Source organism: Actinoplanes sp. NPDC051537, assembly GCF_055586105.1.
On sequence record NZ_JBVJIU010000006.1, the window covers coordinates 132,646 to 153,586 of the forward strand.

Annotated in this window: 19 protein-coding genes; 13 read left to right on the forward strand and 6 right to left on the reverse strand. The window is 71.7% G+C overall.

Features of this window, described 5'->3' with window-relative positions:
- Positions 1–23 precede the first annotated feature (23 nt).
- Together ACZ6TB_RS15790 and ACZ6TB_RS15795 are read right to left on the reverse strand one after the other, a co-directional pair.
- Positions 24–401: a response regulator gene (locus tag ACZ6TB_RS15790; protein WP_465554854.1), complete on the reverse strand. Its 378-nt coding sequence runs from the start codon at positions 399–401 to the stop codon at positions 24–26.
- An 11-nt stretch (positions 402–412) separates the two neighbouring features.
- Entirely contained in the window at positions 413–2,293 is a 1,881-nt protein-coding gene (locus ACZ6TB_RS15795) for a GAF domain-containing sensor histidine kinase (protein ID WP_465554856.1), read from the reverse strand.
- A gap of 82 nt (positions 2,294–2,375) precedes the next feature.
- On the opposite strand from ACZ6TB_RS15795, the gene ACZ6TB_RS15800 reads away from it, so the two are divergent.
- The 6 genes from ACZ6TB_RS15800 (at position 2,376) to dapB (ending at position 9,280) form a co-directional block, all read left to right on the forward strand.
- Positions 2,376–3,308, forward strand: coding sequence for a bifunctional riboflavin kinase/FAD synthetase (locus tag ACZ6TB_RS15800; protein ID WP_465554858.1), 933 nt, complete (start codon positions 2,376–2,378; stop codon positions 3,306–3,308).
- 115 nt (positions 3,309–3,423) lie between these two features.
- Positions 3,424–3,693, forward strand: coding sequence for a 30S ribosomal protein S15 (rpsO, locus tag ACZ6TB_RS15805; RefSeq protein ID WP_203724260.1), 270 nt, complete (start codon positions 3,424–3,426; stop codon positions 3,691–3,693).
- Positions 3,694–3,885: 192 nt separating this feature from the next.
- Positions 3,886–6,225: a polyribonucleotide nucleotidyltransferase gene (locus tag ACZ6TB_RS15810; protein ID WP_465554859.1), complete on the forward strand. Its 2,340-nt coding sequence runs from the start codon at positions 3,886–3,888 to the stop codon at positions 6,223–6,225.
- Positions 6,226–6,231: 6 nt separating this feature from the next.
- Complete coding sequence (locus ACZ6TB_RS15815; protein WP_465554861.1) at positions 6,232–7,563, forward strand: M16 family metallopeptidase; 1,332 nt, start codon at positions 6,232–6,234, stop codon at positions 7,561–7,563.
- 87 nt (positions 7,564–7,650) lie between these two features.
- Positions 7,651–8,535 carry a phosphatase PAP2 family protein gene (locus ACZ6TB_RS15820; RefSeq protein WP_465555559.1) on the forward strand — a complete coding sequence of 295 codons (885 nt, stop codon included), beginning with the start codon at positions 7,651–7,653 and terminating at the stop codon, positions 8,533–8,535.
- 4 nt (positions 8,536–8,539) lie between these two features.
- Positions 8,540–9,280, forward strand: coding sequence for a 4-hydroxy-tetrahydrodipicolinate reductase (gene dapB, locus ACZ6TB_RS15825; RefSeq protein ID WP_465554863.1), 741 nt, complete (start codon positions 8,540–8,542; stop codon positions 9,278–9,280).
- Here the strand turns inward: dapB and ACZ6TB_RS15830 are convergent.
- The gene (locus ACZ6TB_RS15830) at positions 9,266–11,188 is read right to left on the reverse strand and encodes a glycogen debranching N-terminal domain-containing protein (protein WP_465554865.1); all 1,923 of its coding nucleotides are present in this window, start codon (positions 11,186–11,188) and stop codon (positions 9,266–9,268) included. The two genes, dapB and ACZ6TB_RS15830, sit on opposite strands and share 15 nt — an antisense overlap.
- 48 nt (positions 11,189–11,236) lie before the next feature.
- Between ACZ6TB_RS15830 and ACZ6TB_RS15835 the strand changes: the two genes are divergently transcribed.
- The gene (locus ACZ6TB_RS15835) at positions 11,237–11,671 is read left to right on the forward strand and encodes a hypothetical protein (RefSeq protein ID WP_465554867.1); all 435 of its coding nucleotides are present in this window, start codon (positions 11,237–11,239) and stop codon (positions 11,669–11,671) included.
- The gene (locus tag ACZ6TB_RS15840; RefSeq protein ID WP_465554869.1) at positions 11,659–12,627 is read left to right on the forward strand and encodes an MFS transporter permease; all 969 of its coding nucleotides are present in this window, start codon (positions 11,659–11,661) and stop codon (positions 12,625–12,627) included. The genes ACZ6TB_RS15835 and ACZ6TB_RS15840 overlap by 13 nt, the downstream gene beginning before the upstream one ends.
- Positions 12,628–13,344: 717 nt before the next feature.
- Here ACZ6TB_RS15840 and ACZ6TB_RS15845 read toward each other — a convergent pair.
- The 3 genes from ACZ6TB_RS15845 to ACZ6TB_RS15855 are packed head-to-tail and all read right to left on the reverse strand — an operon-like array spanning position 13,345 to position 14,832.
- The gene (locus ACZ6TB_RS15845; RefSeq protein ID WP_465554871.1) at positions 13,345–13,743 is read right to left on the reverse strand and encodes a thiol-disulfide oxidoreductase DCC family protein; all 399 of its coding nucleotides are present in this window, start codon (positions 13,741–13,743) and stop codon (positions 13,345–13,347) included.
- On the reverse strand, positions 13,740–14,303 hold the full coding sequence (locus ACZ6TB_RS15850) for a GNAT family N-acetyltransferase (protein ID WP_465554873.1): 564 nt from the start codon (positions 14,301–14,303) through the stop codon (positions 13,740–13,742). Before ACZ6TB_RS15850 ends, ACZ6TB_RS15845 begins: the two co-directional genes overlap by 4 nt.
- A gap of 10 nt (positions 14,304–14,313) precedes the next feature.
- Complete coding sequence (locus tag ACZ6TB_RS15855; RefSeq protein ID WP_465554875.1) at positions 14,314–14,832, reverse strand: GNAT family N-acetyltransferase; 519 nt, start codon at positions 14,830–14,832, stop codon at positions 14,314–14,316.
- A 40-nt stretch (positions 14,833–14,872) separates the two neighbouring features.
- Here ACZ6TB_RS15855 and ACZ6TB_RS15860 point away from each other — a divergent pair, with 40 nt between their 5' ends.
- The 5 genes from ACZ6TB_RS15860 (at position 14,873) to ACZ6TB_RS15880 (ending at position 20,919) form a co-directional block, all read left to right on the forward strand.
- A complete protein-coding gene (locus ACZ6TB_RS15860; protein WP_465554877.1) occupies positions 14,873–16,105 on the forward strand; it encodes a winged helix-turn-helix domain-containing protein in 1,233 nt (410 codons plus the stop codon).
- 40 nt (positions 16,106–16,145) lie between these two features.
- Positions 16,146–16,658, forward strand: coding sequence for a DUF2752 domain-containing protein (locus ACZ6TB_RS15865; RefSeq protein WP_465554879.1), 513 nt, complete (start codon positions 16,146–16,148; stop codon positions 16,656–16,658).
- A 26-nt stretch (positions 16,659–16,684) separates the two neighbouring features.
- Positions 16,685–17,578 carry a 4-hydroxy-tetrahydrodipicolinate synthase gene (gene dapA, locus ACZ6TB_RS15870; protein WP_465554880.1) on the forward strand — a complete coding sequence of 298 codons (894 nt, stop codon included), beginning with the start codon at positions 16,685–16,687 and terminating at the stop codon, positions 17,576–17,578.
- A 16-nt stretch (positions 17,579–17,594) separates the two neighbouring features.
- A complete protein-coding gene (locus tag ACZ6TB_RS15875) occupies positions 17,595–19,283 on the forward strand; it encodes a ribonuclease J (protein WP_465554882.1) in 1,689 nt (562 codons plus the stop codon).
- Positions 19,284–19,359: 76 nt separating this feature from the next.
- A complete protein-coding gene (locus tag ACZ6TB_RS15880) occupies positions 19,360–20,919 on the forward strand; it encodes a S1 family peptidase (protein WP_465554884.1) in 1,560 nt (519 codons plus the stop codon).
- Positions 20,920–20,941: the final 22 nt, after the last annotated feature.

Consider the following 20,941-nt stretch of genomic DNA (forward strand, 5'->3'; position numbering starts at 1 on the left):
AAGACCTGAAAAGCAAGAAGAGCTCAGGCCGGGAGATGGCGGGCCACCGCGGCCACCAGGTCGGCGGCGGCGTAGGGCTTGTCCAGGAAGTCGTCGCAGCCGGCGTCGATCGCGGCGGCTCGGTCGGCGGGGAGGACGCTGGCCGTCACGGCGATGACCGTGGGGCGGGCCGGCGCGCCCGACAGCTCCCTGGCCAGGGTCAGGCCGTTGCCGTCGGGGAGGTTCATGTCGAGCAGGATCAGGTCGATGTGATCGGCGGACAGGCGGTCGCGGGCCGCGGCCAGGCTGGTCGCGTCCAGCACCTCGGCCTCGCGGACCGTGGGGTCGGCGGCTCGGGACAGGACGGCCTTGACCAGGGTTCGGTTCAGTTCCTCGTCCTCGACCAGCAGGATCTTGCTCAACGTGTGCTCCTTCAGCCGGTCGTGCGGGCGGGACGGCGGACCCGGGCCGCGGGGTGACGATCAAGATCAAGATCAAGGGCGGCCGGCAGCCGTACGGTGAAAGCGCTGCCCTCGCCCAGCGCCGATGCCAGGGTGATCTCGCCACCGTGGGCCTCGACCAGGCGTTTGGTCAGGGCCAGGCCGAGGCCGGTGCCGGCCCGTTGCCGGTCGGGGTCGCCGACCTGCTGGAACTCCTCGAAGACGCGGTCGTGATCTTCGGGGGCGATGCCGACCCCGGTGTCGGTCACCGACACGTACACGTCGTCCCCGGGTTGCCGCACCGCGACCGTGACCGAACCGCCGGGCTCGGTGAACTTGATCGCGTTGGAGAGCAGGTTCTCCACGATCTGCCGGAACCGCACCCGGTCGGCCATCGCCGTCGCCGTCCGCAGGTCGGTGTGCACCTCGATCCGCTTGGTGCTGAACAGCGGCGACAGGCCGGTGAGCAGCTCGGCCACCGCGGTGTCGACCCGCAGCGGGGCCGGGCGCAGCTCGAGCCGCCCGGCCTCGACCTTGGCGAGGTCGAGGATGTCGTTGATCAGGCCGAGCAGGTGCCGGCCGCTGGTGTGGATGTGCTCGACCCACTCGGCCGGCACGAGGCGGCGGTCGCCGGACGGCTCCTCGACGCGCATCAGGTCGCTGAAGCCGATGATCGCGTTGAGCGGGGTGCGCAGCTCGTGGCTCATGTTCGCGAGGAACGCGCTCTTGGCCTGGTTGGCCGCGGTCAGCGCGGCGACCGACGCGCTCAGCGTCTCGGCCACCGCCTGCCGCTCGGCGAGGATGCCGGCCTGGCCACCGAGCGCCGCGAGCAGGCGCAGGTCGTCGTCGCGGAACAGCGTGCGGTGCCGGTTGAAGAGCAGGACCGCGCCCTCGACGTCGGGCGGGACCGGCATGCCGAGGACGGTTACGAAGTCGTCGCCCAACCGGTCGCCGTAGTGCCCGACCAAGGCCGGCATGCCCTCGCGGAGACGGGCCGGGCGGTCGCCGTGGATCAGCGCGGTGAGATCCTCGGCGCTGAGCGACGGGTGGGCCGGCACCGGCGGGCCGGCGTACGCGGTCTGCGCCAGTTGACCGTCCGCCCGCGGCATCAGGACGGCCACCGCGTCGGCGCCGGTCTGCTCGCGCATGATCTCGGCGTAGAGCTGCCACACCTGGGCCGACGACTCGGCCGGCGCGCGCAGCAGGCGCTCGGTGACGCTGTGCGCGGCGCTGGCCGAGAACACCCGGCGCAGCCAGCGCGGAGGCAGGAACGCCACCAGGTAGCCGAGGCCGCTGGCCAGCGCCAGGACCCGGCTCCCGGCGAGCAGCGCCGCGTTGTCGTAGAGGCTGCTCAGCCCGATGAAGAAGACCATGATGGCGAACGCGAGCGTGGCGGTGGAGGCGATCATGAGGCGGGCCCGGTTCGCGCCGGCCCGGGTCCGGGCCTTGCCGAAGAGCAGGAGGGCGGGGATGGTCTCGCTGACGCTGAAGCCGATCACGACGGCGATCAGCGCGGTCGAGTCGAGCGGGCGCGGCTCCTTGACGATCGGGATGGCCAGGGCCACGTACGCGCAGAGGACGAGCCGATCCAGCCAGAGCGGCACCGCCCGCAGCCGCGCCGCGAGCCGGACGGTCAGGTACGGCTGGGCCAGCAGCGCCGTGGTCGAGACCAGCGACACCCAGTCCGGCAGCGGGCCGCCCAGCCGCCGGGCGATGTCCACGCAGAAGACCACGGTGCAGGGGAGGAAGACGAGCGTCACGTTGCCCTGGAGGGAGTCGCGGCGCCGGAGGTAGCCACCGAGCGCGCGCAGGAACAGCACCGCGAAGGTGAACTCCGCCGCGAGGAGGACGAGAGCACTCCAGCCGATGCGCATATCGGCCTCAATCGTAGCGTTTCGGGCGGTAGGCGCGACCGATACGCTGTGGCGCGGGACGTTCGTGGGAGAGGGCAGAGACATGCAGCGGTGGCGGGGCTACGAGGCGGTGCCCGGCGGGTGGGGCCGGTCGGTGGTCACGATCGGTGTCTTCGACGGCGTGCACCGCGGCCACCAGGCGATCATCGGGCACGCCGTGAAGCGCGCGCGCGACCTCGGCATGCAATCCGTGGTGATGACCTTCGACCCACACCCGGCCGAGGTCGTACGCCCGGGATCGCACCCGGCCGTGCTGACCGAGCCCGTGCGCAAGGCCGAGCTGATCGAGCAGCTCGGCGTCGACGCACTCTGCGTGGTGCCGTTCACGCCGGCGTTCTCGCAGCTGCCGGCCGAGGCCTTCGTGCACGACGTGCTGGTCGAGGCGCTGCACGCGGCGGTCGTGGTGGTCGGCGACAACTTCCGCTTCGGGCACCGGGCGGCCGGCGACGTGGCGCTGCTCGAGCGCCTGGGCCGGTCGTTCGGCTTCACGGTCGAGGACGCGCCCCTGGTGTCCGCCGACGGCGTGGTCTTCTCCTCGACGTACATCCGCAGCTGTGTCGACGCCGGGGATGTCCGCGCCGCCGCCGCCGCGCTCGGCCGGCCCCACCGCCTCGGTGGCGTGGTGGTCCGCGGCGACCAGCGCGGGCGCGAGATCGGCTTCCCGACCGCCAACCTCATGGTGCACCGCTACGCGGCGGTGCCGGCCGACGGCGTCTACGCGGCCTGGCTGATCCGGGGCGGCGAGCACGCCGGGCGGCTGCCGGCCAGCGTGTCGATCGGCACCAACCCGACGTTCAGCGGCCGGGAGCGCCGGGTCGAGGCCTACGTGCTCGACTTCGCGGGCGACCTCTACGGCGAGCGGGTGAGCCTCGATTTCGTCGCCCACCTGCGGGAACAGCGCGTCTACGACGGCATCGAACCGCTGGTGGCGCAGATCCGCGAGGACGTCGAAGAGACCCGCGCGTTGCTCCACTGACTGCCTGGTAGGATTGAGACGACCGTTGGCTGACCAACGTCCGGTTTCCGCGTGCCTGCCCGACGCCGCGGGTGCGGAAATCTGAGATCACCGGCAACACAGAAGCACGGAGAACATGGCGCTCGATCAAGAGACCAAGAACAAGATCATCGACGAGTACAAGGCTCAGGACGGCGACACCGGCTCGCCCGAGGTCCAGGTCGCGATGCTGACCAAGCGGATCGCCGACCTGACCGAGCACCTCAAGGTGCACAAGCACGACCACCACAGCCGTCGTGGTCTGCTTCTGCTGGTCGGCCGTCGCCGCCGACTGCTCAACTACGTGCAGAAGAAGGACATCGCGCGCTACCGGACGCTGATCGAGCGTCTCGGCCTGCGCCGATGATCTGACGGGGGAGCGGCCGAGGGCCGCTCCCCCGCGCTTTACCCATGGACCCGCGCGGCTCACGCCGTCAGCACCGGTCCTCGGTAGTGGTTCCCAGGCAGGTACGAAATCCTGGGTACTTCGATCGAAGACCGGCTCACCTGAACCGCGCTGCAGACCGCCGGGTCCTCGACGAAGGAGTACCGCAACAACATGACAGAGCAGAATGCTCTCGGGACCGAATCCCGCACCGCGATCATCGACAACGGCGCGTTCGGCACGCGCGAGGTGACGTTCTCCACCGGACGGCTGGCCAGGCAGGCCGCCGGCTCGGTGATCGTCCAGCTCGGCGAGACCGTCGTCCTGTCCGCGACCACCGCGAGCAAGGCGCCGAAGGAGCACTTCGACTTCTTCCCGCTCACGGTCGACGTCGAGGAGCGGATGTACGCGGCCGGCCGGATCCCCGGCTCGTTCTTCCGCCGCGAGGGCCGTCCCAGCGAGGACGCCATCCTCACCTGCCGCCTGATCGACCGGCCGCTGCGCCCGTCGTTCACCAAGGGCCTGCGTAACGAGGTCCAGGTCGTCGAGACGATCCTGGCGCTCGACCCCGCCCACCCGTACGACGTCGTCGCCATGAACGGCGCCTCGATGTCGACCAAGCTCTCCGGCCTGCCGTTCTCGGGCCCGGTCGGCTCGACGCGCGTCGCGCACGTCGAGGGCCAGTGGGTCGCGTTCCCGACCCTGGAGGAGCTCGAGCGGGCCACCTTCGACATGGTCGTGGCCGGCCGCGTCCTGCCGGACGGCGACGTCGCGATCATGATGGTCGAGGCCGAGGCCACCCCGCACGCGATCAAGCTGATCTCGGCCGGCGCCACCGCGCCCACCGAGGAGGTCGTCGCCAGCGGCCTCGAGGCCGCCAAGCCGGCGATCCGCGAGCTGTGCCGCGCGCAGAGCGAGCTGGCCGAGATCGCCGCCAAGCCGGTCGCCGAGTACCCGGTCTTCCTCGACTACCAGGACGACGTCTTCGCCGCCGTCGCGGAGGCCGTCCGCGAGGAGACCGCCGAGGCGCTGAAGATCGCCGCCAAGCAGGAGCGCGAGGAGGCCCTCGACCTGATCAAGGCGAAGGCCCACGACCTGTTCGACGAGCGGTTCGAGGGTCGCGAGAAGGAGGTCAGCGCCGCGTTCCGGTCGCTGACCAAGTCCGAGGTGCGCGCCCGCGTGCTGCGCGACCAGATCCGCATGGACGGCCGCGGCCCGCGCGACATCCGGCCGCTGACCGCTCAGGTCGGTGTGCTGCCGCGGGTGCACGGCTCGGCGCTGTTCGAGCGGGGCGAGACCCAGATCCTGGGCGTCAGCACGCTGAACATGCTGCGGCTCGAGCAGACGCTGGACACCCTCGCTCCCGAGAAGTCCAAGCGCTACATGCACAACTACAACTTCCCGCCGTACTCGACCGGTGAGACCGGCCGGGTCGGCTCGCCGAAGCGCCGCGAGATCGGGCACGGCGCGCTGGCCGAGCGGGCCCTGGTGCCCGTGCTGCCGTCGCGCGAGGAGTTCCCGTACGCGATCCGCCAGGTCTCCGAGGCGCTGGGCTCCAACGGCTCGACGTCGATGGGCTCGGTCTGCGCCTCGACCCTGTCGCTGCTGAGCGCCGGTGTGCCGCTGAAGGCGCCGGTCGCCGGCATCGCGATGGGCCTGATCTCGGACGAGGTCGACGGCAAGACGCAGTACGTGGCGCTCACCGACATCCTCGGCGCCGAGGACGCGTTCGGCGACATGGACTTCAAGGTCGCCGGCACCAGCGAGTTCGTCACCGCGCTCCAGCTGGACACCAAGCTCGACGGCATCCCGTCCGACGTGCTCGCGTCCGCCCTGCAGCAGGCGCACGACGCCCGCACCACGATCCTCGCGGTCATGGAGCAGGCGATCAACGCGCCGGCCGAGATGTCCGAGTACGCCCCGCGCGTCACCTCGGTCAAGATCCCGGTCGACAAGATCGGCATGGTCATCGGCCCCAAGGGCCAGACGATCAACGCGATCCAGGACGAGACCGGCGCCGACATCTCGATCGAGGACGACGGCACGATCTACGTCGGCGCGACCAACGGCCCGTCGGCCGAGGCCGCGGTCGAGCGGATCAACGCGATCGCCAACCCGACGCTGCCGAAGATCGGCGACAAGTTCCTCGGCACCGTGGTGAAGACGGCCGCGTTCGGCGCGTTCGTCTCGCTGCTGCCCGGCCGCGACGGCCTGCTGCACATCTCCAAGGTGGGCGACGGCAAGCGGGTCGAGCGGGTCGAGGACTTCCTGAACGTCGGCGACAAGGTCGAGGTGTCCATCGCGGACATCGACGCCCGCGGCAAGATCTACCTGGACAAGGTCCGCCCCGAGGGCGAGGAGGCCCCGGCCCCGGCCGAGGGTCAGGCCCGCGAGTCGCGGCCGCGCGAGGACCGTGGTCCCCGTGGCGACCGTGAGGGCGGCGGCGAGCCGCGCCGGCGTCGTTCGCGTCCGAGCGGCGACCGCGGTGGCGACCGTGGCGCACCCCGCGAGTAATCACCAGTGACATCGAGTTCGCGCGGGCCGGCCGGAAGGCCGGCCCGCGTTGTCACCCGGACCCTCTCGGAGGGCGTGCGTCGCACGACCTTCCCGAGCGGCCTTCGGGTGATCACGGAGAACATCCCGGGCACGCGCAGCGCGTCGCTCGGCGTCTGGGTGGGCATCGGCTCCCGGGACGAGACGCCGGCCATGTCGGGCGCCTCGCACTTCCTCGAGCACCTGCTCTTCAAGGGCACGCACAAGCGCACGGCGCTGCAGATCTCGGCCGAGATCGAGGCGGTCGGCGGCGAGACCAACGCCTTCACCACGAAGGAATACACCTGCTACTACGCGCGGGTGCTCGACACCGACCTGCCGCTGGCGGTCGACGTGATCTGCGACGCGGTGGCCGACTCGCTGCTCGAGCCGGCCGACGTCGAGGTCGAGCGGGGCGTGATCCTCGAAGAGATCGCCATGCACGAGGACGAGCCCGGCGACGAGGTGCACGACATCTTCACCGAGGCGATCTTCGGTGACCACCCGCTGGGCCGGCTCATCTCCGGGACCGAGGAATCGATCACCCCGATGACCCGCAACCAGATCAACAGCTTCTACAAGCGCCGCTACACGGCCCCGCACATCGTGATCGCGGCGGCCGGCAGCCTCGACCACGCCATGGTCGTGCGGCTGGTACGCAAGGCGCTCGCCGGCACGGCGCTGGACTCGGCCCCGGCCGACCCGGCCGCCCCGCGCGGCGGCGTCAAGCGGGTGCGTCACCAGAAGGCGCACACGGTGGTCCGCAACCGGGACACCGAGCAGGCGCACGTGGTGCTCGGCGGGGTCGGCATCGGCCGTCTCGACGAGCGGCGCTTCGCCCTCGGCGTGCTCAACAACGTGCTCGGCGGCGGCATGTCGAGCCGGCTCTTCCAGGAGATCCGGGAGAAGCGCGGCCTGGCCTACTCGGTCTACTCGTACGCGAGCCAGTACGCCGACGCCGGGCTGTTCGGCGTCTACGTCGGCTGCGCCCCCGGCAAGGTCGAGGAGGTTCTCGACCTCACCCGGACCGAGCTCGAGCGGGTCTCCCGCACCGGGCTCACGGCCGAGGAGATCTCCCGCGGCAAGGGCATGGTCAAGGGCTCGTACGTGCTCGGGCTCGAGGACACCGGCTCGCGGATGAGCCGCCTGGCCAAATCGGAGCTCCTGTACGGCGACCTGATGACCGTGGACGAGTTGCTCGGCCGGGTCGACGCGGTCAGCGCCGGCGACATCGACGCGATCGCGAGCCAGTTGCTGGCCCAGCCGATGTCGCTCGCCGTCGTGGGCCCGTTCGATGAAGCCGCCTTTCCCCGGGCCTGACTAATCTAGGACCTCGTGACCACGCTGGAGACGCCGCCCGAGACGCCACCCGTCGTTGCCGACCTGCGCAAGCGGCGGGTGATCGGCATGCTGATCTGGGCGGCGGCCTTCGCGGCCTTCGTCGCCGTGGTGGGGGTGCCGACCAGCGACCCGCTCGTCGCGTTCGGCTGGCTGTGGCTCGCCACGATCGCCTGGCGCAACTACCAGCCGTGGCGGGCGCACCTGCTGTTCCTGCGCGACTGGCTGCCGGTCATCCTGCTGCTGGTCTTCTACAACGTTTCGCGCGGCTCGGCCGACAAGCTCTTCGCCCCGCACGTCTACCCGATGATCGACGCGGACGAGGGGCTGTTCGGCTGGCTCACCGGCGGGCGCATCCCGACGATCTGGCTGCAGCAGCACCTCTACCAGCCCGGCCACGTGCAGTGGTGGGAGGTCGTGGTCACGCTGATCTACGTCTCGCACTTCCTCACGGTGCCGACCGTCGCGGTGGTGCTGTGGGTGCGCAGCCGGGAGATGTCGTACCGCTTCATGCGCCGGTGGATCACGCTGAGCCTGGCCGGGCTGGCCACGTACTTCCTCTACCCGGCCGCGCCGCCGTGGTGGGCCTGGGAGCACGGCGCGCTCACCGAGCAGGTCTACCGCATCTCGTCGAACGGCTTCGCGGCGATCGGGCTGCACAGCGCCGGCAACACGCTCAACGGCCTCCAGGCCGACCAGTCGAACCCGGTGGCCGCGATGCCGTCGCTGCACACCGCGTACGCGATGATGGCCGTCGCCTTTTTCCTGCCGATGGTCCGGAAGCGGTGGTGGCCGCTGCTGCTGGCGTACCCGCTGGCGATGACCTTCACGCTGGTCTACACGGGCGAGCACTACGTGGCCGACGTGCTCGTGGGCTGGCTGTACGTGGCGCTGACCTTCCTCGCGGTCGGGCTGGGCGAGCGCTGGTGGGCCCGGCGGCGTGCGTTAGGTTGACCGGGTGACTGACTCGATTCGCGTTGGCGTTCTCGGTGCCCGGGGCCGGATGGGCCTCGAGGTGTGCAAGGCGGTCGACGCCGCCGACGACCTCGAGCTGGTCGCCATGATCGACCAGGGTGACGTGCTGTTCGGCGCGGGCGCCCAGGTCTTCGTCGACTTCACCAACCCCGACGCCGTGATGGGCAACATCGAGTGGGCGGTCGAGCAGGGCATCAGCATCGTGGTCGGCACCTCCGGCTTCACCGCCGAGAAGATCGACCGGGTGCGCGACCGGCTGGCCGGCAAGCCCGGGGTGGGCGTGCTGATCGCGCCGAACTTCGGGCTGGGCGCGATCCTGATGATGCAGTTCGCGGCCCGCGCGGCGAAGTACTTCGAGTCGGTCGAGATCATCGAGCAGCACCACCCGCGCAAGCTGGACGCGCCCAGCGGCACCTCGATGCACACGGCCAAGCTGATCGCCGAGGCCCGGCTGGCGGCCGGCTCGCCCCCGATGCCGGACGCGACCAAGGAGGAGCTGGACGGCGCGCGCGGCGCCCTGGTCGACGGGGTGCGGGTGCACTCGGTGCGGGCCTCGGGGCTGGTGGCACACCAGGAGGTGCTGTTCGGCAGCGCCGGCGAGACGCTGACCATCCGGCACGACTCGCTCGACCGGGTGTCGTTCATGCCGGGCGTGCTGCTGGCCGTGCGCAGCGTGCTGCGGCGCCCGGGCCTGACGATCGGCCTGGACTCACTGCTCGACTGAGAGCCCGGCGGGCAGGCCGGTCAGCGTGGCGCCGTCGAAGTCGACCCGGTGGCCGGCGACGACCAGGCCGGTCACGACGGGCGCGCCCGGGAGCGGGCGCACGCGGACCACGCCGTTCGGGACGTCGGGGTCGAGGCCCAGCCAGGATTGCAGGATCAGGATCGCGGCGGCGGCCGACCACGCCTGCGGGTGGCAGGCGGCGGGGTAGGCGACCGGACGGGACAGCTCGGTGCGGGCGTCGCCGCCGTGCAGCTCGGGCAGCCGGAAGCCGAACGTCTCGGCCGCGACGAGCAGGCCGTCGATCAGCGTCAGCGCCTCGGCCGCGAAGCCGCCCCGGGCCAGGCCGGCGGTGACGATCGCGGTGTCGTGGGCCCAGACCGAGCCGCAGTGGTACGAGAGCGGGGCGAAGCCGCGGTCGGCCGACGACATGGTGCGCAGGCCGTAGCCGCCGGACATCACGGGGTCGGCGAGGGCGGCCGCGACCCGGGACTCCTCCTCGGCCGTGAGCATTCCGGTGCCGAGCAGGTGGCCGGCGTTGCTGGTCAGCGCGTCGACCGGGCGCTCGTCGCGGTCGAGGGCGAGGGCGGGGTAGCGGCCCTCGGCGACCCAGAACGCGGCCCGGAAGCGGTCGGCCATCGCGGCGGCCCAGGAGCGCCAGCCGGCGGCACCGGGACGGTCGAAGGCATCGAGCAGGGCGGCGCCGTCGAGCGCGGCCCGGTACGCGTACCCCTGCACCTCGGAGAGGGCGATCGGCGGCTCGGCCTGGCGTCCGTCGTGAAAGCGCACCGCGTCGCCCGAGTCCTTCCAGCCCTGGTTGGCCAGGCCGCGGCCGCCGGCGTCGAGGTACCTCAGGAAGCCGTCACCGGTCTGGTCGGCGAGCCAGCCGAGGGCCGCCTCGAGGTGGGGCAGCAGATCGCGTACGGCCGAGGGATCCAGCCCCCACCGCCAGGCGTCGTGCAGCAGGCTGATCCACAGCGGGGTGGCGTCGATCGTGCCGTAGTACGTCGCCGGCAGCCGGAAGCCGAGCGTCACGTCCGACCGGCGCAGCTCGTGCATGATCTTGCCGGGCGCCTCGCCGGTCTCCGGGTCGGTCTTCTCGCCCTGCCGGCGGGCCAGCGCCCGCAGCGTGCCCAGGGCCAGGTCGGTGCCGAGCGGCAGCATCATCCGCGCGGCCCACAGGCTGTCCCGGCCGAAGAGCGTGAGATACCACGGGACGCCGGCGCCGAGGAACGTGTCGCCGTCGTCGATCGCGGTGGTCAGGCGCAGCGCGGCGAGGTCGTCGAGGGACTGCGCGACGAGCCGCTCGAGCCGCCGGTCGTGGGCGTGCACGGACGGCCGGGACCAGGCCGCGCCGGGGCCGGGCAGCATCACCGCCCCGGGGTCGTCGACCGTCGCCGACCAGTGCAGGACCGTGGACTGGCCGGGGGCGAGCGACACCTGCCAGGTGCGCGACGGGTCGACCCGCACGGTGACGCTGGACGTCTCGTCGAACGAGGTGCGGCCGGACTTCACGGCTTCGATCGGGGCCAGGTCGCTCGCCGTCTCGACGGTGACCGTGGTGGTGACCGGGACGGTGGCGGTCGAGGCGATCTCGATCTCCTCCTCGACCGAGCCGGGCCGGACCCGCCGGGTGCGCACGACCCGGACGGTCGGGTCGGCGATCTCGTCGCCCAGCCAGCGGGCGACCGAGACGAACCGGGTGGCGCCGGGACCGTTCGCGGCCCAGCCGACCGGCTCCGGCTCGCGGTCGTCGAGGCGCAGCACGGCCGCCGACAGCACCCGGCAGTCGGCGTGGAAGACGCCCTGGACACCGGCCGGGCGGATCTGCCCGTCGGCGCCGGAGAGCGCCGTGGTCGGCGCCGCGATCGTCGGGACCAGGTCGTGCAGGAGGGGCTGAAGGTGCCTCACGGTTTGCATTTTCCCTTTGCTTGGCCGTGCGCTGTAGTTTGTCGGGCGATGGACGACGTTTCTCTTCGCGGCCGCCGCATCCGGCTCGCGGCCACCGTGATCTGCGGCTTGCTGCTGCTCGGCGGCACCCTCTTCGGGGTCGACGACGACTTCCCGTTCGGCCCGTTCCGGATGTATTCGACGGCCCCCGACCCCAACGGCGACGCCAAGGACACCCGGGTCGAGGGCGTCGACTCTTCGGGGAAGACGGTGCAGATCACCGAGGGGAACAGCGGCATCCGGCGGGCCGAGATCGAGGGACAGGAGCAGGCGTACGTCGCGACGCCGTCCCGCCTCAGCTCGGTGGCCGACGCGTACGCCGCCCACTCGCCCGGGGCCGCGCCGCTGGACGCGGTGCGCGTCGTCGTGCGCTGGCACGGCATCGAGCACGCCCGGCCCACCGGCAAGTACCGGGACGAGGTGATCGCCCAGTGGACGCGGTGACGCGATGGCTCTTCGCCCCCGTGCCGCGCGGCCGGATAGCGGCCTTCCGCACGGTGGTCTACGTTTTCGTGGCGCTGGACCTGGTGGTCTTCACGCCGTGGGTGCGGGCGCACGCCAACACGCCCGGTTCGCTGTACAAGCCGCTGCTGGTCGGCCGCCTGCTGCACCTGCCCACCCCCACGCCGCTGATCGTGCACACAGTCTTCTGGGCCCTGATCGTCCTGTCGCTGGCCGCCGCCACCGGCCGCGCGCCGCGCCTGCTCGGCTGGACGGTCTTCGCCCTGTACTTCGAGTGGATGATCATCGCGATGAGCTACGGAAAGGTCGACCACGATCGGGTCGGCTTCCTAGTGGCGCTGGCCGTCCTGCCTACGGTCGGTCTCTGTCGTTTCGGGGACAAAACGCCCACCGCCGCCGGCGGTTGGGCCTTGCGGGTCACCCAGATCGCGGTTGTCTGCACGTATTTCCTGGCCGCCTGGGCCAAGCTACGCTTCGGCGGCGCCGACTGGCCCCTGAGCGCCGTCCTGGCCCAGGCGATCATCCGCCGCGGCACCTGGCTGGCCGACCAGATCGCCGTGGTACCCGGCCTGCTGATCGCCGCCCAGTTCGGCATAATGGCGTTCGAGCTGCTGAGCCCCTTGATCTTCGTAGTCCCACAGCGCTGGCGGTGGGTCGCGGTGGCCTACTTCTACTCGTTCCACGTGATGACGTTCGCGACCATCACGATCTCTTTCGCCCCACACTTGGTGGCAATGACCAGCTTCCTCGCGTTGGAGAAGGTCCGCCCGATCGTCTGGGCGCGCCGCCGTTTCGGTCGCGACCCAGATCCGGATACGGGCCCGGCTTCATTTTCGTCGTCGTCGCCGCCCTCGTCGTCGCCGCCCTCCCCGTCCCCGTCGTCGTCGCCGCCGTCGCCCGCGGCGTCCCCGACACCGTCAGCGCCCCCGACGACGTAGTGCTGCCGCGCGCCCTTTGCTCTGCTTACATATACGCGCAGCGTTGCCATCTGCAGGGCGCGGCGTCGGCAACGCAGCGCTTGGCGTTCCCCTCGGCAGGGCGTGGCGTTCCCCTCGGCAGGGCGTGGCGTTGCCGCCGTCCGCAGGGCGTGGCGTTTCGTCCGTGGCGTCCAGCGTCGCCGCCCGCGACGCGCAGCTCTGCTCACCCATACGCGCGACTCTGTTGCGAAAGGCATGCGACGGATTGACGGCCGGCGCCCTACGGCAACGTGCCCGACGTCGCCCGAGCGTATGGGTGAGCAGAGCTGCGCGTAGTGGTTGGCGAGCGGCGCGGGTGGCGGGGAGCGAGGCCGCGCGTATGGGTGAGCAGAGCTGCGCGTAGCGAGTGGCGAGGCGGCGCGGGTGGCGGGGCGAGGCCGCGCGTATGGGTGAGCAGAGCTGGGCGTAGCGGTTGGCGGGGGCGGCGCGCGTATGGGTGAGCAGAGCCGGGCCTAGCGAGTGGCAGGGCAGGGCGTGCGGCGGCGCGCGTATGGGTGAGCAGAGCTGCGCGTAGCGGGTGGTGGGGGGCGGCGCGTCTGGCGGTGAGGAGGGGGCGCGCGTATAGGTGAGCAGAGCAAAGGGCTCGGGGTGACCACGCGGGACAGCCCGGCGGGCGTGCGCGGAGGGTGTGTTGCAAGCAGCCGGGCGGAAGCGGCGGGACCTGGCTTTACCCGTACGTTATGGGGCTTCTTTTCCGTAGAGCAGGTCCCGCTGAGCTTGCGGTAGCGAACAAGCCGCCGTGCCGCCCGGGAGCAGGTGGCGATGGTCGGCTACCCAGCGGTAGGCCGGCCACGCGGCCAGGCGCACCGGGCCCAGCTGGAGGGCGCCGCCCGCGACGTGCCAGAAGCGGCCGGCGTCGCGCAGCAGCAGGGCGATGGCGTCGGGGCCCGAGGCGCGGGCTTCGGCGTCGACCCACTGCACTGCTTCCTCGCATTGCGAAGTCGTCAGGCCCAGGGCGTCGAGGTCGGCGAACTGCCACGGGATAACCCGCGCGTGGGTGGGGATGCGGCGCTCGATGAAGTCGGCGCACGTGGTGCAGAAGGCGCAGTCGCCGTCGTAGACGAACGTGGCGGTCATTCGGCGCTCAGATCCACGTGCAGGCGGAGCTGGGGGACGAGCATGTCGTCGACGTCCAGGGCGCGGCCGGCGCCGTCGGGCTCCCAGCCGGCCGAGGTCAGGAACTTCTGGGTGGCCTTGTCCTGTTCGTAGGCCCAGGCTACGGCGTGCGTCAGGCCGTCCTCGCGCCACAGGTCGACGGCGGCGGAGAGCAGGCGGCTGCCGTGGCCGCGGCGGCCCCAGCGGGGCTCGACCAGCAGGTCGGTGACGGCGGCGAAACCGGCGGGCAAGGGTGGCTCCTCGGGGGCCTGGGCCTGCTCGTCGGCGGGGCCCGACGCGGCGAAGCCGACTATCTCCGAGGCCGACTCGCCCTGCTCGACGGCGATCAGCACGCGGTGGGACGCGGACGGCGGGGCCGAGATGGCTTCGGTCCAGCCTCGGGTGAGGTAGGCCTCGTCGAGGGCGGCCAGGACGTGCGCGGGGAACATCCGCCGGTATGCCGTGCGCCAGGTGGAGAGCTGGATGCGGGCGATGTGGGCGGCGTCCTCGGGACGCGCGGGGCGGACGAAGCCGAGAGCCATGACCGCGAGCCTACAGAGCCACCGCGTAGCGCATTTCGGGTAGTTCGGCGGTGGTGCCGCGCGGGGTGTACGTCTGGGTGGCGCCGTCGGGGGCCAGGCCCATGCGCTCGTAGAAGCGGCGGGCGCCGTGGTTCTCGGTGAGGACCCACAGGCGCATGTCGGGGAAGCCGGCCGCGGCGAGTCCCTCGCGGGCGGCGGTGAGCAGGGCGCGGCCGGTGCCGTGGCCCCAGGCGTCGGGGGAGACGTAGACGGCGTAGAGCTCGCCGGCGGTCTCGTCGGTTCCGCCGTCGTCGAGGCGGTAGGGGCCGTAGGTGGCAAATCCGGAAATGCGGCTGTCGGTCACGGCGACCAAGGTCACCGAACCCGAAACCTTTTTGCGCGTACGGAGGGAAGCCGCGCGCGCCGCCGGATCCAGCGCGGCCAGGTGGTCCGCGGGGACGATTCCGGCGTACGCCACCTGCCAGGTCCGGATGTGCAGGGCGGCCACCTCGTCGATGTCCGCGTCGGTGAGCGGGCGGATGCGGGTCATGGCGCGATTTTGTCGTACCCCTGCTCTAGCGTGCAGATCGATGGCACCCGAATCGCTCTCCGTCGCTCAGGCCCGGCGCATCGCGCTCGCGGCCCAGGGTTTCCTCGACCCGCCGAGCCGGTCCACGAGGCCGGGCGGCGCCACCGACATGCGCCACGTGCGCCGCGTGCTGCGCCGGCTGCATCTGATCCAGATGGATTCGGTCAACGTGTTGCAGCGCGCCCACTTCATGCCGCTCTACAGCCGGCTCGGGCCCTACCCGGTCGAGCTGCTCGAGCGGGCCGCCTACCGCAAGCCCCGCGAGCTGTTCGAGTTCTGGGGTCACGAGGCGTCGCTGATCACCACCGACCTCCAGCCGCTGTTCCGCTGGCGCATGGCCCGGGCCGAGGACTTCGCCTGGGGCAGCATGGTGCGCATCGTGCGGGAGCAGCCCGACCTGGTCCGCTGGGTGCTCGACGAGGTGCGCGGCCGCGGCCCGATCACCGCCGCCGAGATCGAGCACGACACGCCCCGCAGCAAGGACCACTGGGGGTGGAACTGGTCGGTCGTCAAGCAAGCGCTCGAGTGGCTGTTCTTCACCGGCCAGGTGACCGCGGCCGAGCGCACGACCTCGTTCGCCCGGCGCTACGACCTGACCGAGCGGGTGCTGCCGGCGGCGGTGCTCAACGCGCCGACCCCGGCCTACCCCGACGCGGCCCGGGCCCTGGTCGAGCTGTCCGCCCGGGCGCTGGGGGTGGCGGCCGAGCCCGAGCTGCGCGACTACTTCCGGCTGCCGGTCGAGGGCTTCAAGCAGGCGGTCAACGAGCTGGTCGACGACGAGGTGCTGATCCCGGTCGCGGTCCAGGGCTGGCGGCACGCGGCCTATCTGCATCGCGACGCGAGGATCCCGCGGTGGGTGCGGGCCGCCACGCTGGTCAGCCCGTTCGACCCGCTGATCTGGGATCGGGGGCGCACCGAGCGGCTGTTCGACCTGTCCTACCGGATCGAGATCTACGTGCCGGCGCCGCAGCGGCTCTACGGCTACTACGTGCTGCCGTTCCTGCTCGGCGACCGGTTCGCGGCCCGGGTCGACCTCAAGGCCGACCGCAAGGCCGGCGTGCTGCGCATCCCGGCCGCCTGGCTCGAGCCGACCGCCGGCCAGGAGGAGACGGCGGCCGCCCTGGCCATCGAGCTGCACCGATTGGCGGGCTGGCTCGGCCTGCACACGGTCGAGCCGCCGGCCCGGGGCGACTTCGCCGGCCCGCTGTCGAGTGCCCTCGGGGCACTGCCGTGACGGGACGGGAGGGGGGACCGGCCGGTGTACCGTGGCGGCCATGACGCTGGCTGATGAGCCGATCCAGGGTCCGGCGCTCCCCCCGGGGTGGTATTCGCCACCCAAGCAGGACGCGGTCACCCGGTTCGTGCAACGCGTCTGGAGCAAGTCGCCGATCTGGGCCGCGCCGGTCGCCATGCTGGCCTGCATGTCCGGCGGCGTGGCCTACACGCTGGCCACCCACCCGGCCGACGCGGGAGCCGGCGACGCACCGACCTGCCTGCTGAAATACACCACCGGCTTCGTCTGCCCGGGCTGCGGAGGCACCCGCGCCGCGTGGTATCTGCTGCACGGCGACATCCCGGCCGCGGCCCGGCACCACGCGATCTTCACGTTCGCGGTGCCGTTCCTGCTGTACATGTACGTGGCGTGGGCCGGTCAGCGGCTGTTCAACTGGAAGCTGCCGCAGCTCAAAGTCGGTCCGGGGGCGATGATCGCATTCGTGGCGGTCTGGGGCGTCTGGAGCGTCCTGCGTAACCTGCCCTGGGCCCCGTTCACCGCTTTCTACGTCTGAGCGGCGCGTCCGATAGGTTGTTCGGTATGACGCACGACCCGCGACCCTTCGGACGGCTGTTGACCGCCATGGTCACCCCGTTCGCCCCGGACGGCTCCCTCGACGTCGAGGGCGCGGCGAAACTGGCCACCTACCTCGTCGACGAGCAGCGCAACGACGCGCTCGTCGTCAGTGGCACCACCGGCGAGTCGCCCACGACGACCGATGCGGAAAAGGAGACGCTGCTTCGGGCCGTCATCGAGGCGGTCGGCGACCGGGCCCGGATCATCGCGGGCGTGGGCACCAACAACACGGCCCACACGGTCGAGCTCGCGCACGCCGCCGAGAAGGCGGGAGCGCACGGCCTGCTGGTCGTGACGCCGTATTACAACAAGCCCCCGCAGGCCGGCGTCGCGCGGCACTTCCTGAGCGTGGCCGACACGGTCGGGTTGCCGATCATGGTGTACGACATCCCGCACCGGGCCGGCACGGCGATCGCCACCGAGACCATGTGCACGATCGCCGAGCACGACCGGATCGTCGCGGTCAAGGACGCCAAGGGCGACTTCACCGCCTCGTCCTGGGTCACCGCCCGCACCGGCCTGGCGTATTACTCCGGCGACGACGCGGCCACCCTGCCGCTTCTCGCGGTCGGCGGCGTCGGGCTGGTCGGCACCTCGACCCACTTCACCGGTCAGATCGCCAAAGACATGATCGAGGCGTACGAGCGGGGCGACGTCGCCGCCGCTCTGAGCCTGCACCGGCAAGCGTTGCCGCTGTTCACCGGCATCTTCCGGGCGCCGGGCACCATGCTGGTGAAGGCCGGCCTGCGCGCCAGGGGACTGCCCGCGGGGCCGGTCCGGTCGCCGCTGGTCGACGCCGGCGACAACGAACTGGACCAGTTACGCGAGGACGCGGCCCAAGCCGGCATCGTCCTCTGATAAAAGAAAGACGCGAATGAGTCAAGCTCACGTGGAGCTGGATCCGCCACCGCCGCTGCCGGAGGGCGCCTTGCGCGTCACCCCGCTCGGCGGGCTCGGGGCCATCGGCCGCAACATGACCGTGCTCGAGTTCGACGGGAAGCTGCTCGTCATCGACTGCGGGGTGCTCTTCCCCGACGTCGAGCAGCCCGGAGTTGACCTGATCCTGCCCGATTTCACCCCGATCCGCGATCGCCTCGACGACATCCAGGCGATCGTGCTCACCCACGGCCACGAGGACCACATCGGCGCCGTGCCCTACCTGCTGGCCCACAAGCCGGACATCCCGCTGGTCGGCTCGGAGTTCACGCTGGCGCTGGTCGAGGCCAAGCTCGCCGAGCGCCGCCTGGACCCGTACACGCTGACCGTGCGCGAGGGCCAGACCGAGCGGCTCGGGCCGTTCGAGTGCGAGTTCTTCGCGGTCAACCACTCCATCCCCGACGCGCTGGCGGTCGCCGTGCGCACGCCGGCCGGGCTCGTCCTGCACACCGGCGACTTCAAGATGGACCAGGTGCCGCTGGACGGCCGCATCACCGACCTGGCGGGGTTCGCCCGGCTCGGCGCCGAGGGCGTCGACCTGCTGCTCTCCGACTCGACGAACGCCGAGGTGCCCGGTTTCGTGGCGCCCGAGCGCGACATCGGCCCGGTGCTCAGCTCGATCTTCGGCAAGGCGAAGGGCCGCATCATCGTGGCCAGCTTCGCCTCGCACGTGCACCGCGTGCAACAGGTGATGGACGCGGCCTGGGAGTACGACCGCAAGGTCGCCCTGATCGGCCGGTCGATGGTCCGCAACATGGGCATCGCCCGCGACCTCGGCCTGCTGCACATCCCGGAGGGCCTGCTGGTCAGCCTCGACGAGGCGACGAACCTGCCGGGCGACGAGATCGTCTTCATGTCGACCGGGTCGCAGGGCGAGCCGATGAGCGCGCTCGGCCGCATGTCGACCGGCGACCACCGGCACATCACGATCGCCCCGGGCGACACCGTCGTGCTGGCCAGCTCGCTGGTGCCGGGCAACGAGACCTCGGTCTACCGGGTGATCAACCAGCTGTCCCGGGCCGGCGCCACCGTCATCCACAAGGAGACGGCCAAGGTGCACGTCTCCGGGCACGCCCCGGCCGGCGAGCTGCTCTACCTGCTCAACGTGGTGCGCCCGAGCAACCTCATGCCGGTGCACGGCGAGTGGCGGCACCTGCGGGCGCACGCCCAGCTCGGCGTCGAGTCCGGCGTCGCCGCCGACCGGGTGGTGCTCTGCGAGGACGGCGACGTCGTCGACCTGGTCGAGGGCCACGCCCGGCACGTCGGGCGGGTCGAGAACCGGTACGTCTACGTGGACGGCCTCGCGGTCGGCGACGTCAGCGAGTCGCTGCTCACCGAGCGGCGGATCCTCGGCGACGGCGGCTTCATCTCGGCCACCGTGGTGATCGACTCGGTGACCGGCAAGGTGGTCGGCGAGCCGAACATCTCGGCCAAGGGCTTCTCCGAGGACCCGGAAGCGTTCAGCCCGGTCATCCCGTTGCTGACCGCGGCCCTGCACCGCTCGGCCGAGGACGGCATCACCGACACCCATCAACTGCAGCAGGTCGTACGCCGTACGGTCGGCCGCTGGGTCAACGATGCGTATCGACGGCGGCCGATGATTGTGCCGACGGTCGTCGAAGTCTGAACCTTCCGCATACGACGTCCGTACCTCTGGGCACGGTGCCGCCCCCACGGCACCCGTGTCGAGGGGAGTTCGGAAGATGCAGCGCAGACGGATCGCCGTGGCGGCGGCGGTCGTGGCGGCGGCCGGGGCAGCGGTGGCATTCACCCTGCCGTCGATGGCCGGCACCACGTCGTCGGCCAAGAAAGCCTCCACCAGGTCCGGTGTGGCCCCGCAGATCCTCGCGGCCATGCAGCGCGACCTCGGACTGGACGGCGATCAGGCGACGGCCCGCCTCAACCGTGCCCGATGGGCGAGCAAGGTCTCGTCCACCCTGTCGGCCCGGACCGGCGCCGATTTCGGTGGCGCCTGGCTGGCCACCGACGGCACGACGCTGAAGATCGCGATCACCGACCCCGCCGCGGCGGACACGGTGCGCGCCGCCGGCGCGGTGCCGGTGCTGGTCAAGCGCAGCGAACAGACGCTGGTCACGGCGAAGGAGAAGCTCGACGCCGTACGGGCCGACGCCGCCGGCGTGACCGGCTGGTACGTCGACGTGCAGACCAACAAGCTGGTCGTGGTCGCGAAACCGGGCAAGACCTCGTCGGCGAAGTCGCTGGCGTCGGAGGCGGGCGTCAAGAGTGACGCGGTCACGGTCGTGACCAGCACGGCGTCGCCGAAGCCGCTGTTCGACGTGCGCGGCGCCGACCCGTACTTCATCTCGCTCGACGGCGGCACCGCCCGCTGCTCGATCGGCTTCTCGGTGGAGGGCGGCTTCGTGACCGCCGGCCACTGCGGCACGCCCGGCGACCAGACGGCCGGCTTCAACCAGCAGGCCCAGGGCACGGTGAAGGCCTCGGTCTTCCCCGGCGACGCCGACATGGGCTTCGTCGAGGTCAACGGCGACTGGACCCCGCGCCCGGTGGTCAACGACTTCGCGGGCAACGAGCTCCCGGTGGCGGGCAGCACCGAGGCGCCGGTGGGCGCCGCGATCTGCCGCTCGGGCTCGACGACCGGCACCCACTGCGGCACGATCGAGGCCAAGAACCAGACCGTGGTGTACCCGGAGGGCGCGGTCACCGGCCTGACCCGCACCAACGTCTGCGCCGAGGGCGGCGACTCCGGCGGCCCGTGGCTCTCCGGCGACCAGGCGCAGGGCGTCACCTCGGGTGGCTCCGGCGACTGCACGGTCGGCGGCGAGACGTTCTTCCAGCCGGTCAACGAGATCCTGGCGGCCAACAACCTCACGCTGGTGACCTCCGGCGACACCGGCGGTGGCGACACCGGCGGCGGCGAGGCGACCACCCCGCCGAGCGAGGAGCCGACCAGCCCGCCGGCCGAGCAGACCAGCGCCTGCGAGCAGCTCCCGGTCCAGCGGCAGGGTGCGATCAACCGGGCCGGCGCCGCGCAGGCCACCCCGGGCAACGGCGCCTTCCGCGCCAACGCCGGCCGGCAGAGCGCCTGCCTCGACGCTCCCGACGGCGCCGACTTCGACCTGTTCCTGCAGCGCCTGACCGGCGGCGGCTTCCGCACGGTGGCCAAGGCGACCGGGGACGGCGACAAGACCCTGAGCGCGAACCTGCGCGCGGGCACCTACCGGTACGTGGTCCGGGCAACCTCCGGCACGGGCTCGTACACCCTCGGGATCGCGGTCCCGTAAGCGGCCGAGCGGGGCGCGCCCA